The 14,252-nt window shown below is 40.5% G+C and carries 14 protein-coding genes; 6 read left to right on the forward strand and 8 right to left on the reverse strand.

Features of this window, described 5'->3' with window-relative positions; translation table 11 throughout:
- Positions 1–64 precede the first annotated feature (64 nt).
- From NSQ36_RS13505 to NSQ36_RS13515, 3 genes are all read left to right on the forward strand, one after another.
- Positions 65–985, forward strand: a complete 921-nt coding sequence (locus NSQ36_RS13505; protein ID WP_003216500.1) for an iron-hydroxamate ABC transporter substrate-binding protein — start codon at positions 65–67, stop codon at positions 983–985.
- 110 nt (positions 986–1,095) lie between these two features.
- Positions 1,096–1,785, forward strand: coding sequence for a response regulator transcription factor (locus NSQ36_RS13510; RefSeq protein ID WP_148660152.1), 690 nt, complete (start codon positions 1,096–1,098; stop codon positions 1,783–1,785).
- The gene (locus NSQ36_RS13515) at positions 1,785–2,789 is read left to right on the forward strand and encodes a sensor histidine kinase (RefSeq protein WP_310426564.1); all 1,005 of its coding nucleotides are present in this window, start codon (positions 1,785–1,787) and stop codon (positions 2,787–2,789) included. Before NSQ36_RS13510 ends, NSQ36_RS13515 begins: the two co-directional genes overlap by 1 nt.
- 70 nt (positions 2,790–2,859) lie before the next feature.
- Here NSQ36_RS13515 and NSQ36_RS13520 read toward each other — a convergent pair whose 3' ends face one another.
- Positions 2,860–4,107 carry an FtsW/RodA/SpoVE family cell cycle protein gene (locus tag NSQ36_RS13520; RefSeq protein WP_003216717.1) on the reverse strand — a complete coding sequence of 416 codons (1,248 nt, stop codon included), beginning with the start codon at positions 4,105–4,107 and terminating at the stop codon, positions 2,860–2,862.
- Positions 4,098–4,442, reverse strand: coding sequence for a PadR family transcriptional regulator (locus NSQ36_RS13525; RefSeq protein WP_003216467.1), 345 nt, complete (start codon positions 4,440–4,442; stop codon positions 4,098–4,100). The genes NSQ36_RS13520 and NSQ36_RS13525 overlap by 10 nt, the downstream gene beginning before the upstream one ends.
- Positions 4,443–4,764: 322 nt before the next feature.
- Between NSQ36_RS13525 and NSQ36_RS13530 the strand changes: the two genes are divergently transcribed.
- Entirely contained in the window at positions 4,765–5,526 is a 762-nt protein-coding gene (locus NSQ36_RS13530) for an ABC transporter ATP-binding protein (RefSeq protein WP_003216695.1), read from the forward strand.
- The gene (locus tag NSQ36_RS13535; protein ID WP_113387235.1) at positions 5,516–7,453 is read left to right on the forward strand and encodes an ABC transporter permease; all 1,938 of its coding nucleotides are present in this window, start codon (positions 5,516–5,518) and stop codon (positions 7,451–7,453) included. The genes NSQ36_RS13530 and NSQ36_RS13535 overlap by 11 nt, the downstream gene beginning before the upstream one ends.
- Before the next feature lie 40 nt (positions 7,454–7,493).
- Here the strand turns inward: NSQ36_RS13535 and NSQ36_RS13540 are convergent, their stop codons facing one another.
- Entirely contained in the window at positions 7,494–8,846 is a 1,353-nt protein-coding gene (locus NSQ36_RS13540) for an amidohydrolase family protein (protein ID WP_113387236.1), read from the reverse strand.
- A 104-nt stretch (positions 8,847–8,950) separates the two neighbouring features.
- Positions 8,951–9,538, reverse strand: coding sequence for an NAD(P)H-dependent oxidoreductase (locus NSQ36_RS13545; RefSeq protein ID WP_050943566.1), 588 nt, complete (start codon positions 9,536–9,538; stop codon positions 8,951–8,953).
- Between the two features lie 117 nt (positions 9,539–9,655).
- On the opposite strand from NSQ36_RS13545, the gene NSQ36_RS13550 reads away from it, so the two are divergent.
- Positions 9,656–10,087, forward strand: coding sequence for a MarR family transcriptional regulator (locus tag NSQ36_RS13550; RefSeq protein WP_113387237.1), 432 nt, complete (start codon positions 9,656–9,658; stop codon positions 10,085–10,087).
- 103 nt (positions 10,088–10,190) lie between these two features.
- Here the strand turns inward: NSQ36_RS13550 and NSQ36_RS13555 are convergent, their stop codons facing one another.
- From NSQ36_RS13555 to thiI, 4 genes are all read right to left on the reverse strand, one after another.
- The gene (locus tag NSQ36_RS13555) at positions 10,191–10,805 is read right to left on the reverse strand and encodes a LysE/ArgO family amino acid transporter (RefSeq protein ID WP_106029029.1); all 615 of its coding nucleotides are present in this window, start codon (positions 10,803–10,805) and stop codon (positions 10,191–10,193) included.
- A gap of 130 nt (positions 10,806–10,935) precedes the next feature.
- Positions 10,936–12,516 carry an acyl--CoA ligase gene (locus tag NSQ36_RS13560; protein ID WP_003216281.1) on the reverse strand — a complete coding sequence of 527 codons (1,581 nt, stop codon included), beginning with the start codon at positions 12,514–12,516 and terminating at the stop codon, positions 10,936–10,938.
- Positions 12,517–12,741: 225 nt separating this feature from the next.
- A complete protein-coding gene (locus NSQ36_RS13565; protein WP_003216385.1) occupies positions 12,742–12,954 on the reverse strand; it encodes an alpha/beta-type small acid-soluble spore protein in 213 nt (70 codons plus the stop codon).
- An 89-nt stretch (positions 12,955–13,043) separates the two neighbouring features.
- Complete coding sequence (gene thiI / locus NSQ36_RS13570; RefSeq protein ID WP_339205929.1) at positions 13,044–14,249, reverse strand: tRNA uracil 4-sulfurtransferase ThiI; 1,206 nt, start codon at positions 14,247–14,249, stop codon at positions 13,044–13,046.
- Between the last annotated feature and the right edge of the window lie 3 nt (positions 14,250–14,252).

The raw sequence follows: 14,252 nt of genomic DNA on the forward strand, positions 1-14,252 counted from the left end.
TATCATTATCACTCATACAATCAAATACCCGGCTAATGTGCCGATTTCAAAGGAGTCTACATTCATGAAGAAAATATTGTTCCCTCTGATGCTCATCTTTGTACTTGCATTGAGCGCATGTGGCAATAGCAGCAGCTCTTCCTCAAATAAAGGAAATCAATCAACATCATCAGACAAAATTACATATGAATCTGAAAATGGCCCTGTGAAGCTGCCAGCGCACCCAAAACGTGTCGTTGTACTTGGTTCTTACACTGGTAATGTCATGTCACTTGGTGTGAACCTGGTCGGCGTCGACTCTTGGTCAAAAAAGAACCCACGCTTCCAAAAGGAATTAAAAAATGTGGAAGAAGTGTCGGATGCCAATGTCGAAAAAATCATGAAGCTAAAGCCTGATGTCATCATTGGCTTAAGCAATACAAAAAATGTAGAAAAACTAAAAAAAATTGCACCAACCGTCTTGTTTACGTATAACAAAGTCGATTACCTACAGCAGCATATTGAAATTGGAAAAGTATTAAACAAAGAAAAAGAAGCCAAAGCATGGGTAAAAGATTTTAAAGAACGCGCAGCTGAAGCTGGAAAAGAAATTAAAGCAAAAATCGGCGAGGATGCGACGGTTTCTGTGTTTGAAAGTGGCACAAAAGATCTTTACGTGTTCGGAGATGCATGGGGCCGGGGCACAGAAATTCTTTACCAAGCAATGAAACTAAAAATGCCTGAAAAAGTGAAAGAAAAAGCATTAAAGGCTGGCTACTATGCGGTTTCACAAGAAGTTATTCCTGAATTTGCTGGAGACTATATGATCATTAGTAAAAACAGCGAAATGGACAATTCCTATCAAAACAGTGAAATTTACAAGTCCATACCAGCTGTGAAAAAACATCGTGTGTATGTGGCAAATGCAGAAGAATTCTATTTTAATGATCCGCTCACACTCGAGTATCAACTATCATTCTTTAAAAAGCACTTTTTAGGTAAATAAACTGAAGCAAGGGAGCCCTTCCCTTGCTTTTTTCTTATCTGCTTCTAGCGGCAGCATCTTTTTTCCGCTACAATGACATACAAGCGAATACAAAAAGTGTGGTGCTGGTTTTGTTTAAAATTTTACTCATTGAGGATGATACAACCCTCTTCCAAGAAATCAAAGAACGTTTAGTGAATTGGTCCTATGATGTTTATGGGATTCACGATTTTCAACAGGTGATGCAGGAATTCACTTCTGTTCAGCCTGATCTCGTCATTATCGATATACAGCTCCCAAAATACGATGGCTTTCATTGGTGCCGGATGATTCGGCATCATTCAAATGTACCAATCATCTTCCTCTCCTCACGTGACCATCCTGCTGATATGGTCATGTCAATGCAGCTCGGTGCCGATGATTTTGTACAAAAGCCCTTTCACTTTGACGTGCTTATTGCCAAAGTCAGTGCCGTTCTTCGCCGCGTGCATGATTATAATGCAGAACCGGCTAGCTTAAAGGTATGGTGCGGCGCTACGATTGATCTAGAAAAAAACACCGTCACAAATGATCACGGTGAAGTTGAATTAACGAAAAATGAACTGTTTATTCTCAAGGAATTGATCCAGCATAAAAATCATATTGTCAGCCGGGAATCACTCATTCAAGCACTGTGGGAGGATGAACGGTTTGTCAGTGACAATACACTTACTGTGAACGTCAATCGCCTTAGAAAAAAACTAGATGAGATCTCCCTTGGCACCTACATTGAAACAAAAGTGGGCCAAGGCTATCTTGCAAAGGAAAAGGATGATCAATGATGCTGCACGCATTTTTAAAAGAACGAAGAAGCTGGATTCTGTTCTTTCTTAGTTTGCAGCTCCTTATTCTGTTTGTTGCTTATTTGGATACGACCATTCCAATGGCATCTCTTTTTTATATTGTGTTATTATCTACGTTTTTCATGATCGTCTTTCTCTTTTTCCGATACCGTAAAGAAACGGCGTATTATGAGCGGCTGAAAGAATGGGATGATCATATTGATCATCCCATGCGGCTCACGCCATCTTCCCCATTTGAACAGCTTGTACATGATGCGACGTCTGAGCAAATTGCCCGCTACCGAAAAATGGCAGCAGAACAGCAAATTGCCCTTGAAGAAGAGAAGGATGAATTACTCTCATGGATACATGAAGTGAAGACACCTCTCACAGCGATGCACTTGATGATTGACCGCTTAACAGAGCAGCCGCTGAAATCAAATATGACGTACGAATGGCTCAGAATTCATTTATTACTCGATGCCCAGCTGCATCAAAGCAGAATACGTCATATCGAAAATGATTTATTTATTGAACAGCTGGACCTGCAAAGCATCATAGCGAAGGAAATCAAAGCGCTCCAATCATGGTGCATGCAAAAAGGGATCGGCTTTGAACTCACGCTAGAAGAACGTCACGTATTAAGTGATACAAAATGGTTATCCTTTATGATCAGACAGGTACTCACAAATGCAGTCAAGTACAGCCAATCGTCCGATATTGCCATTGAAAGCAAGAAAATGGATGACCAAGTGATGCTGACGATTACAGATCAAGGCAGAGGAATTGACCCAAGAGACCTTCCACGTATTTTTGAAAAAGGCTTTACCTCAACTAGACATCACAATGACACAGCCTCAACAGGAATGGGACTCTATTTAACAAAAAAAGGAGCAGACGCTCTTCATATCAAGATCGAGGTCAATTCCACGATAGATCAAGGCACAACCTTCACCTTCATCTTTCCGAAAAAGAATGATTTTGTGCATATTGCGAGCATGTGACAAAACAGACGAATCAAAATCTCTTCGCATCTGGCTCCCAAGCTAGTGCGAAGAGATTTCATTCTTTTATTTAAGAAATGCTCTCTGCCTCTTGACGCACAATATCTCCCACCTTTCTACGTCTATAAATACTTAAAATCATCCCAACAGCCATCAATTCAAGCAGAATATGAGAACCGCCATAGCTCATGAAAGGCATGGACAATCCAGAAAAAGGCAGAAAGCCGAAATTAGTAACAATGCTTAAAATCAATTTTGCTGCAAACACAGCTGCAAAACCTGTCATCAGCATTTTTCCATAAGCCATTTTTACGCGTTTTGTTGTATGAAAGATTCGGTAAATAAAAATGACAAACAACATAAGTACAACGACTCCTGCTAGCCAGCCAAATGAAAAAATGATATATGTAAACATCCAATCAGTGTGAACCTCGGACATTGCAGAAGGAATGATTTGAAGTCCGTTTGAACTAAATTGATGGACTGTGTAAAGTTGTCTACCTGCTTGAAAAAGAGAAAACATTTCAAACATTAGATATATACCGCCTGCTGCTGCCAGCGGAATGATTTGCCTTAAACTAGCACTAGACACACACATCATCGTTAAACACATGACAAAACAGATAACGGTCGCAGGAAGAAAACCAATCGCACTGATTAGAATAACTGGTAAAGCCATAATCCCTACTCCAAGCCAAGCTTTGAGACCATTCTCCCAATTCCAAGAGTGAAAGATACCTGCTAAAGAAACAGCCACAAGAAATGGTACGACCTCCGTCAAATTGATTGAGATATCGCTTAATCTTAAAAACAGAACACCGTTTACTCTTATCCCAAAAATCATCGTCAGAAGCACCATTCCAAGCGTTCCTATATATAAATGCCAGGAGTATTTCAATAAGCGCCGATAATCGAAGGAAAATAAAACAAACATAAGCACTAGTCCAACTAAATAAAAGGCGAGACTTTTATAAAAAATATTCATGTCTTGTAGATTTGTAAACCCCGAATGAAACTGCAAAAAGTACATGATAAGCAGTCCAAAAGAACAAGCGGCTAATACAAGAAGAAACATTTTAAGATCCATTTCGGTTTTATGTGTTTCATGAAGCTGCGCTCCAAGAATGGTCGCATCCCCAATTTGCTCTAGCGCTTGATCCACCGCCTCTTCTTCAGACATCCCAGCATTCATCGCTTCCTCTTTTAGCGTGTATAGATGATCCATAAGTTCAAGCTTGATTTCCGAATGGACATCTTTATTTTTGACTCGTTTACATACATTCTTCATATATTTTTCAAACTTTTTTTCTAATCCCATGCGATTTTCACTCCGTTCAACACGCCATCGACTGCATTTTTGAAAACATCCCATTCTTCTTTCTTTTCCTGCATAAATGCTTTTCCTTGTTCATTTATTTTGTAATATTTTCTTTTCCGATTGCCATTCCCTTCGCCCCAGTAAGAGATAATGAATTCTTTCCCCTCCAAGTTGTGCAAAATCGGATAGATTGTTCCTTCTTTAAAGCTGAAAATACCTTCAGACTTCTCCTCCAATGCTTTGATCATTTCATATCCATACATTGGCTTTTCATTTAACAAGCTTAAAATCAGGGTAGCTGTACTTCCCTTTAAAAGCTCTTTACTTACTTTCATTCCTGATCACTCCCAATACATAGATTTACTATGCATATATTTGATATGCATATCTTACATGAATAAAATGACCATGTAAAGCTCCAAAACGTCATAATACCAAGAAAAATCCAAGAAGATTGATACATAAGAATGAAAAACAGATAAAATGAATGTGTGATCATCAGAAACGGACTTAAACAAAACATATGAACCGTTTAAAAAAACAAGCATGTGACAACAATGTCACATGCTCGTCTGTTTTGTTCGCCAAATCGAAGGAAGTCCGGCGGGCTTCTTTTTATACTAGAGATATCAATTAAATAGAAAAGGGGATCGACAAATGAACATTTTAGAAGCTCGCAAAATATATAAAAGCTACGGAAATAAATTCAACAAACAAGAGGTGCTGAGTGGCATTGATTTGACCATTGAAGCCGGAGAATTTGTCAGTATTATGGGGCCATCAGGCTCGGGGAAAACAACCCTTCTGAACGTATTGTCCTCTATTGATCATGTGTCCAGCGGATCAATTCGTATCGCAGATGTTGAGATGACACAAATGAAAGATCAGCAGCTTGCAGAATTCAGAAAAAAGCAACTTGGCTTTGTTTTTCAGGATTATAACTTACTTGATACACTCACGGTCAAAGAGAATATCCTCTTGCCATTATCCATCTCCAAAACGCCGAAGAAAGAAGCTTTCGAACGTTTTCAACAGCTTGCGGAGGACATGGGCATCTATGAACTAAGAGACAAATACCCAAATGAACTCTCTGGTGGACAAAAACAGCGGACATCAGCGGTTCGTGCCTTCATTCATGAGCCGAGTCTGATTTTTGCGGATGAACCTACTGGAGCGCTTGATTCCAAATCTGCATCTGATTTACTCAATAAACTGCAAGATTTCAATCGAAAACGAAAAGCGACCATTGTCATGGTGACACATGATCCTGTTGCAGCCAGCTATTCAAGACGCGTCATTTTTATCAAGGACGGACAAATTTATACTCAGTTGAATAAAGGTGCTTTAGAGAGAAAGATGTTTTTCGAGGATATTATGAAAACGCAAGGTGTTTTAGGCGGTGTGAAGCATGAACATTAATCAGCTCGTCTTCCGAAACCTGAAGAAAAATTTGAAAAATTACTACTTATACGTGTTCGCTCTTGTATTTAGTGTGGCGCTCTACTTTTCTTTTGTCACCTTGCAGTACTCACCAGCACTTGATGATGTAAAAGGGTCCATTAAAGGCGGTGCGTCGATTAAAGCCGCTTCGGTGCTGCTTATTGCCATCGTTGGGATCTTCCTGTTATATGCGAACAGCATTTTTATTAAACGCCGAGGGAAAGAAATAGGTCTCCTGCAGCTCATTGGCATGACGAAACAAAAAATTGCCAAACTGCTCAATGCAGAAAATTTCATCCTCTACGTGTTCTCAATGGCTGTTGGCATCATAGCTGGATTTATTGGTTCAAAGCTCATGCTGATGGTGTTATTTAAAGTAACCGGCGTGAACGCCATCGCCAACCTGCATTTTTCAGGCATGGCCCTTTTGCAGACACTTATCGTCTTTTTCATCATCTATGGATTAATTATGCTAAGAAATAGACGGTTTATTAGTAAACAGACAATTTTATCTTTGTTTCGAACCACGTCTTCTACAGAGCAGCGTGTGAAAAAGATCTCTGTGTTTGAAATCATCATTGGGGTTTTCGGTATTGCCTTGATCAGCTCAGGCTATTATATTTCTTCTCAGCTTTTTAGCGGCTCATATACGTCTATGCTTGAGTTATTTTCAGCCATGATTTATATTCTAGCCTCTGTCATTATCGGTACCTTTCTTTTTTATAAAGGCTCTGTTTCTTTCATTGCCAATATTGTACGGAAAAGAAAAAATGGCTATCTCGCCATTCATGAAGTCCTGTCTTTGTCATCTATTATGTTCCGGTTAAAATCAAATGCACTGCTTTTAACGATTATTACAACCGTATCTGCTCTTGCGATCGGGTTGTTATCTTTAAGCTACATTTCCTATTACTCAGCAGAAAAAACGGCTGAACAACAGATTCCATCACATTTTGTCATGGGCTCTGAAAAGGAAGCAGCCACCTTCACTCGTGCACTTTCAGGCAAGCATATTGCATATGAAAAAAAGCAGTTCAAGGTCATTCAAGCGGATTTTGACGCAAAGAAGATCATTGATACGGAGTTAAGCAGTTTGAATAAGAGTCCAGGAGTATTGATATTTCCTGTAATTAGTGAGAGGAACGTACCAAGCATTCATGTAGAGAACAACGAAGTCATTTTAAGCGGCTACAATGATTTATTAAAAAAAGTCATGCCGATTAAAAGCTCAGGTGATGTGAAACTTCTGATAAAGAAACCACTTGATTTAAAAGTCATTGATATGAAGAAAGATCACTTAATCTCTTACCGGTTCACTGCTGGCGGCATGCCTGTTGCCGTTGTTAGTCAAAACGTCTTTGAACAGCTGGACCAAAACAAGGATCCTAAGCTTCAGCTTGAGAATAACCAATATATTGCGATCAATGTAAATGATGAGAAACATATTGAACAAGCCAATGACATCTTTACTTCTTTAAAAATGGGTGATGACAGCATGTCTCAATTAGCTTCAGCTCAGCAGCAGAAACAAACAATGGGACTGATGATGTTTGTCCTCGGATTTTTAGGTCTAAGCTTCCTTGTCACATCAGGCTGTATTTTATACTTCAAACAGATGAATGAAAGTGAAGAAGAACAAAGCTCGTACACGATCTTACGTAAGCTTGGCTTTACAGAGAAAGATCTATTAAAAGGCATACGACTCAAACAGCTATTTAACTTTGGGATTCCGCTCATCATCGGATTGCTGCACAGCTACTTTGCCGTACAGTCAGGCTGGTTTTTATTCGGCGGTGAACTGTGGACACCAATGCTCATCGTCATGTCGATTTATACGGTGTTATATTCTATCTTCGGATTCCTATCTGTCCAGTATTACAAAAAGGTCATTAAAGAATCCTTGTAATTTATTCCCCATAGGCCACTGCCTATGGGGATATATTTGTTTATGATTGAGTTGATTCAAACTTATGCGATAGAATATGATCTCTTGCCGCATAAGCTTTCCGTTTGACCTCTTCTAGGTTCACACCGACAAGCTTTCCGTTTCGTTTCACTGCTTTTCCAGCCACATAGACAGAATCAACATTTGAAGGGTGTGCCGTTTGGACAACCGCTCCAGCCGGATCTGTCATCGGCAGAAGATTCATGCTTGTTCGGTCGATCAGGATGAAATCAGCTTCTTTTCCAGGTGTGAGCGAGCCAATTTTATGATCAAGCTGTAATGCACGAGCTCCATTGATCGTCGCAGCTTCAAGCATTTGATGAGCAGAAATCCCAAGTTCAGGTCCTGGCATAATGCCCTCCATCAGCAATGATTGATTTTGGAGCGCGCGCTCTGCCTGAAGTCCAAATTTCATTTGAGCAAACAAATCACCGCCTGTCGCTGTGACCACGTCTACACCGAGCGTTGGAAGAACACCTTGTTCGATCGCAAGTCCTGTGACAGGATAACCGTGACCCATCATCATCTCAATTTCAGGTGTAATGGATATGGAGCTTCCGCTGTCTGCCAGCATCTTCATTTGATCCGCATCGATTGCATTGATATGCACCATGTTGAGATCAGGTCCAAGTAATCCCGCTTTGTGAAGTCGCTCAATTGAACGATCCTCCGCTCCCCAGTTCCCAAAGCCAATATGCATACTGCATAAAGCATCTAGAGACCGGGCTGTTTCAATTTCAAATACTGAAGTTTCCCATGAAGAAAACTCTGGTCCACGAATCGCAAGCCCCATCGTCAAAAGCTGATCTGATGATTGAAAATGCGCTTTTTTCACGCGTGCTGCGTCCTCCATATTGGTGAGCGTGCTCTCCCTATCCCAATACTCAGCATCTCCAGAGGAACCGAAAGCAAAAACAGCTCGAATGCCCGCATCTTTCAAACCTCCGATGAGCTCTTCTGTATGATCCATTGAATTGATCATCGTCCAGTCTAAACATGTGGTCACTCCGGCATCTAATGCCTCTAATGCCCCTAAATAATTTGCGATTCGATCATCGGATGGGCGTCTCATCGCACCATAGTTTCCATAATAGATTTTGCTCAAATATGTCTGCAACGACCAATCTGTGCCTATGCCTCTGATGACAGACTGCCACACATGACGATGTGTATCCACAAGCCCTGGCATGATCACCATATCGGACGCATCGACAATGTCAGCATCATTTGCTTCAATTAAAGGTCCGACCTCTAAAATGTGTGTCCCTTCAATTAATAAATCTCCTTTTTCTAAAAAACCTAAAGTTGGATCAAGTGTTAAAAGCGCTGCATCTTTAAACAATGTTTTCTTCATCCCTATCCCCCTTTTCAAATGACGAGGAAGAGTTCTCCCACCCTCACTGTTATTTTAAAACATAAAAGGATTGAATTAGAAGAAAAGTGACTTCGCTAACTATTTTATGAGCTGATTTTTCTGAAATAGTTGTAGATACGTTTTAATTTGACGTCATGTTTTCCTTTTGGGCTTTCCATCATGCCGAACTCAAAGAACTTCACAGGTTTGATTCCGACATAGTGTAAAAGGGCTCGTTTCATTAAGATCTTGTGTGCATTTTGCAAAAAGAACAAAGGGTAGTTGGTTGGCCCTTGCATCGTCGATACACAAACAGCACTTTTTCCTTTTAACAGTCCTTCTGGAAACAGCCCGCCTGTTTGACGATAAGCAAAATTCGCAGCAAACATGCGGTCAATAAAGCCAAGCAGCATGGCTGGAGGTCTTCCCCACCAAATAGGATATACGAACACGATTTTGTCCGCCCATTTGATCTTCTCCTGATACATCCGAATGTCAGGGTCTTTATGCATGTCACGCCTTTTTTTCTCTTTATTAAAAATCAGCACAGGATCAAATTCTTCTTTGTATAAATCGATGATTTTCACTTCATGAACTAGTGGATTTTCTTCACTGCCTTTCATGATTTCTTTTAAAAAAGCACCATTTAAACTATTGTGATGGGGGTGAGTATAAATAATGAGTACATTCATGTATGATCTCCTTTTATTATCATTTGATAACCAAATGATATACCTCCGTTAAATAGTTGTCAAATGATAATTGTTTTTTGATAATAATTTTGGTATGTTACGTAGGAGGTGATAAACATGAAACATCCCCATTTCTTCAAGGAATTCGTAGCATTTGCTTCTACTTTTTCAGAACTAAAACATGACCTGATGAACAAAGTCAAACCAGCTAACTTAACGACCTTACAATACTTAATACTAGAGCAACTAGCTGTCAGCGAGCCGCTTACGCCTAGTGAAATTGCCGAATGTCAGCACATGTCTCTTCCGAATGTCAGCAGAGAACTTAAAAAACTGCACGAGAAACAATTCATTGATAGAGAAGAAGACCGTGATGACAAACGAAAACATGTCATTATGCTGTCTGACAAAGGCCGTGCCTGTATGAACGAAGCCTTTCAGCATATCGAAGGGATGCTATTAGACAGCCTAACTTCCTCGGATATAGAACAAATGGATGATATCGTACAAGCTTTCCGTCTTTTAAATCAAACGATTTTCAAAAAATAACCTAAAAAGGCATGAGCGATACGCTCATGCAAAGGTGGCTAAACGTCAAAAAAGCGCGGGCTTCATCTACCCAAACGCTTCTCGCTTTTTTCTCTATGTACTTTTATACAATCAATTGATACGCAATGTATAACGCGACAAGCCAGATCATGACCGCTGAAGCTTTATTGATACGGTTCATCCACTTACCGTTTGTATCTAACTTCCCTAGCATTTTCCCTAAAAGAGCGAGCCCAATAAACCATAACCAGGACACGATGATACAAGCGAGTGTAAATGCCCATTTTTCTGCCCCGTTATATTGAAGCGAATTTGTTCCAATCACACCAATGGTATCGAGAATGGCGTGGGGATTTAAAAGTGAAACTGAACAGGCAAAGACAATTTGTTTTCTCGCAGGCATGAATTCCTGCTTCTCTTTAGCATCTGTTGATGAGCTTGTGTTCCACACGGACCATCCCATATAAACTAAAAAACAAAACCCAATGATATAAAGACACATTTGCAGTACAGGAATGGTGAACACCACAACAGAAACACCAATGACAGCTAATGCAATTAATAGTGTATCACAAAGAGCAGCAGTGATAACGACAGGTAAAGCCTGATATAATCGCGGCTGAAGCGCTCCTTGCTGAAACACAAATACATTTTGTGCGCCCAATGGTAAGATGAGGCCAAAAGCAAGCACGATTCCATGAATGATGGCAATGAACATCTTCTAACATTCTCCTTTTCCAGCAATTTCTTCACATTTTAACATAAAACATCATGATCGCTTCCAGCAGATTTGATTTTCCATAAAAAAAGCGCTGGATGCTTTCATCCAAACGCTTTTCGTTTATTCATCAAGATCCTTTTCGTGCAAGTTCTCTTTCTCTCAGCTCGACACGGCGAATTTTCGCTGACGGTGTTTTTGGCAGCTCGTCGATGAATTCGATTTCTCTTGGGTATTTGTAAGGTGCTGTTGTGTTTTTCACATGCGTTTGCAGCTCTTTGATTAGCTCGTCACTTTGTGCAGTTCCATCACGTAGGACGACATATGCTTTGACGATTGATCCTCTAATTTCATCAGGGCTAGCCACAACCGCACATTCTTTGACTGCTGCGTGTTTGATCAGTGCATCTTCTACTTCAAACGGTCCAATGGTATAGCCTGAGCTGACGATGATATCATCTCTACGGCTTTCAAACCAGAAGTACCCATCTTCGTCTTTTTTCGCGCGGTCACCCGTAATAAAGTAATTCCCGCGGCGCTGCGCCTTTGTACGCTCTTCATCTTTGTAGTATTCCTTAAATAAAGCCGGCGTTTCAAGATGAACCGCAATATCACCAATTTCTCCAGGAGCGCATACGCTGCCGTCCTCATCAATGATCTCGACTTCGTTTCCAGGTGTTGGTTTTCCCATACTGCCTGGCTTGATGTCCATTCCTTTTAGCACCCCTACGAGCAGTGTGCTTTCTGTTTGGCCATAGCCATCTCGTACTTCTATATCGAAATGCTTTTTGAATGTATCAATGACTTCACGGTTCAGTGGCTCTCCTGCAGAAACGGCACTATGCAATTTTGGCAGCTCGTACTGACTTAAGTCATCTACTTTCGCCATAAATCGGTATTCTGTCGGCGTACAGCATAGGACATTGATTTCATTTTTTTGAAGCAGCTCTAAGTACGTATTTGGATTGAATTTTCCTCCGTATACAAAGCCTTCTGCGCCACTTCCTAACACAGATAAGAGTGGGCTCCACACCCATTTTTGCCAGCCTGGTCCTGCTGTCGCCCATACTTTATCTCCTTCATTAATGGAGAGCCATGCTTTGGCAGCGGTGCGTAAATGTGCATATGCCCAGCCATGTGTATGAACAACCCCTTTTGGGTTGCCTGTTGTACCAGATGTATAGGATAAGAACGCCATGTCTGTGCGTGTTGTTGGAGCCATTGGAAGCTCGCTTGATTGGTGATCCTTTTCCGCAAGAATATTTGTCCAGCCATGATCGTTTTCACCGATTGAGAATGTTTTAAAATCGTTTGGCTGATTGGTTCCGTCGAACGATTGAATGAATGAAGAGTAAACGATCGCGCCCTTTGCTTCTGCATGTTCAATTCGGTAATCTAAATCTTTTGCACGCAGCATTTCTGAACAAGGAATGACGACCATTCCTGTTTTCAAGATCGCTAAATAAATGCTGTATGCCTCTAGCATGCGCGGCACCATCACAATGATTTTATCGCCTTTTTTAAAGCCTGCATTTAATAATACATGACCAATTTTATTTGCTTCTTCCACTAAAGATGCATACGTCACATGTGCTTCGTATCCATTTCCATCCTGCCAGTGCAGGGCCTTTTTCTCCTTGTCATGACTGAACGCTTCAATCTCACTGACTAAGTTATATTGTTCTGGTGCAATTAAGTCTTCTCTTTTCATGGTACAGCTCCTTTTAGCCTCTTTCTATGAAACGAAACATGTTTCAATTTACCTATTCTAACATTCATAACTGAAAAATGCTTGAATTAGGACCTACTCCTAGTATTATGCCATAATTTTTTCATTCCGTCTTCTTTTTTGTAAATATTCAAACTATTTTTATGTACAAAAAGAAAAGAGCGGGAATGATCCCGCTCCTAAGCCATAGCTTTTTAATTGTGTGTCTTAGAAAGATCCGCCACCCATATGTTGTTGAGCGTAAGATACAAGACGTTTAGTGATTTCTCCACCAACTGATCCGTTAGCGCGAGCTGTTGTTTCTGGTCCAAGGTTTACACCAAATTCTGAAGCGATTTCATACTTCATTTGGTCGATCGCTTGTGCAGCGCCTGGAACGACTAATTGATTAGAACTGCTTTGTCTGTTTTGTTGAGCCATGTGTTCTCACCTCCTTGTGAATATAGAATGTGTAGAAACACATGACTTCATGCGATCGATTTTATGGTAATTATTATGAAATTTTTATTTTAGAATAAATCAGCGAATTCGTCAGCCGCTTTCTTCTCATTTGTGACGATGATCGTTTCGATTTGATCCACTGCCTCATCAAGCATTGGCTCGAAATCAGCAAAGCTTTCGTAGCGTTCTACTTTCTCAAGCTTTGGTTTTGTTTTAGGAGACGGCGGCGTAAAGATCGTACAGCAATCCTCGAAAGGCTGAATACTTGTATCGTATGTGCCAATTCGTCTCGCTTCTTCAATAATGTCATTCTTATCAACCGCAATAAGCGGGCGAATGATTGGTGTATTGGTTACATGGTTAATGGCATACATGCTTTCAAGTGTCTGACTTGCGACTTGTCCAAGGCTTTCACCGGTAATAATCGCAAGAGCATCACGCTTCTCTCTTATTTTATCTGCGATTTTCAGCATCATTCTTCTTGTTGATGTCATCGTATAGTTTTCAGGTACTTGTTTGTGAATCAGCTCTTGAATTTTTGTGAAAGGTACGATGTGAAGCTTCACTTCGCCCCCATATGCAGCTAAGCATTCTGTAAGATCAATGACCTTTTGTTTGGCACGTTCACTTGTATATGGGGGACTAAAGAAATGGACGGCCTCAATTTGAATTCCGCGTTTCATCGCTTGGTAGCCGGCAACTGGGCTGTCAAAGCCGCCTGAAAGCATGAGCATCGCTCTTCCGCTTGAACCCACTGGCAGTCCGCCTGCACCCTTGACATCTTTAAATGTAATGTATGTCGCATGTTCTCTTATTTCAATGCGCAAATGTACATCCGGCTGTTTGACATTGACCGTTAAGTTTTCCGTATTCTTCAGCACATGTCCGCCAATTTCCCGGTTCATTTCATTTGAATCAAGTTCAAATTGCTTATAAGAGCGTTTCGTTGAGACCTTAAATGTATCTCCTTGTTCATATACTTCCTGTACCGCTGTGAGTGCCGCTTCTTTGATGGCAGCGAGATTTGTCTCACATTTCACCGCCAGACTAAAGCTCTGAATGCCAAATACACCTTTAAGCTGTTCTGAAATCGGTTCAGGGTCTTCACCGTTCAGCATGATCGTGATGCGGTCTCTGTCAGATGCATACTTTAATGCTTCAAAGTCTTTTAATACAAACCGGATATGCTGCCTTAGTTTTTCAATAAATTTCTTTCTATTTTTTCCTTTTGTTGAAATTTCACCAAAACGGACTAAAATATGATCATATTTCATGCT

The sequence above is a fragment of the Bacillus sp. FSL W8-1143 genome (assembly GCF_037965155.1).
GTDB lineage: Bacteria > Bacillota > Bacilli > Bacillales > Bacillaceae > Bacillus > Bacillus pumilus.

Bases quoted from the DNA above. Each gene is read 5' to 3' on its own strand.
- NSQ36_RS13505 (WP_003216500.1), top strand. From the start codon at position 65: ATGAAGAAAATATTGTTCCCTCTGATGCTCATCTTTGTACTTGCATTG.
- NSQ36_RS13515 (WP_310426564.1), top strand. From the start codon at position 1,785: ATGCTGCACGCATTTTTAAAAGAACGAAGAAGCTGGATTCTGTTCTTT.
- NSQ36_RS13520 (WP_003216717.1), bottom strand. From the start codon at position 4,107: ATGGGATTAGAAAAAAAGTTTGAAAAATATATGAAGAATGTATGTAAA.
- NSQ36_RS13525 (WP_003216467.1), bottom strand. From the start codon at position 4,442: ATGAAAGTAAGTAAAGAGCTTTTAAAGGGAAGTACAGCTACCCTGATT.
- NSQ36_RS13530 (WP_003216695.1), top strand. From the start codon at position 4,765: ATGAACATTTTAGAAGCTCGCAAAATATATAAAAGCTACGGAAATAAA.
- NSQ36_RS13535 (WP_113387235.1), top strand. From the start codon at position 5,516: ATGAACATTAATCAGCTCGTCTTCCGAAACCTGAAGAAAAATTTGAAA.
- NSQ36_RS13540 (WP_113387236.1), bottom strand. From the start codon at position 8,846: ATGAAGAAAACATTGTTTAAAGATGCAGCGCTTTTAACACTTGATCCA.
- NSQ36_RS13545 (WP_050943566.1), bottom strand. From the start codon at position 9,538: ATGAATGTACTCATTATTTATACTCACCCCCATCACAATAGTTTAAAT.
- NSQ36_RS13550 (WP_113387237.1), top strand. From the start codon at position 9,656: ATGAAACATCCCCATTTCTTCAAGGAATTCGTAGCATTTGCTTCTACT.
- NSQ36_RS13555 (WP_106029029.1), bottom strand. From the start codon at position 10,805: ATGTTCATTGCCATCATTCATGGAATCGTGCTTGCTTTTGGCCTCATC.
- NSQ36_RS13560 (WP_003216281.1), bottom strand. From the start codon at position 12,516: ATGAAAAGAGAAGACTTAATTGCACCAGAACAATATAACTTAGTCAGT.
- NSQ36_RS13565 (WP_003216385.1), bottom strand. From the start codon at position 12,954: ATGGCTCAACAAAACAGACAAAGCAGTTCTAATCAATTAGTCGTTCCA.
- thiI (WP_339205929.1), bottom strand. From the start codon at position 14,249: ATGAAATATGATCATATTTTAGTCCGTTTTGGTGAAATTTCAACAAAA.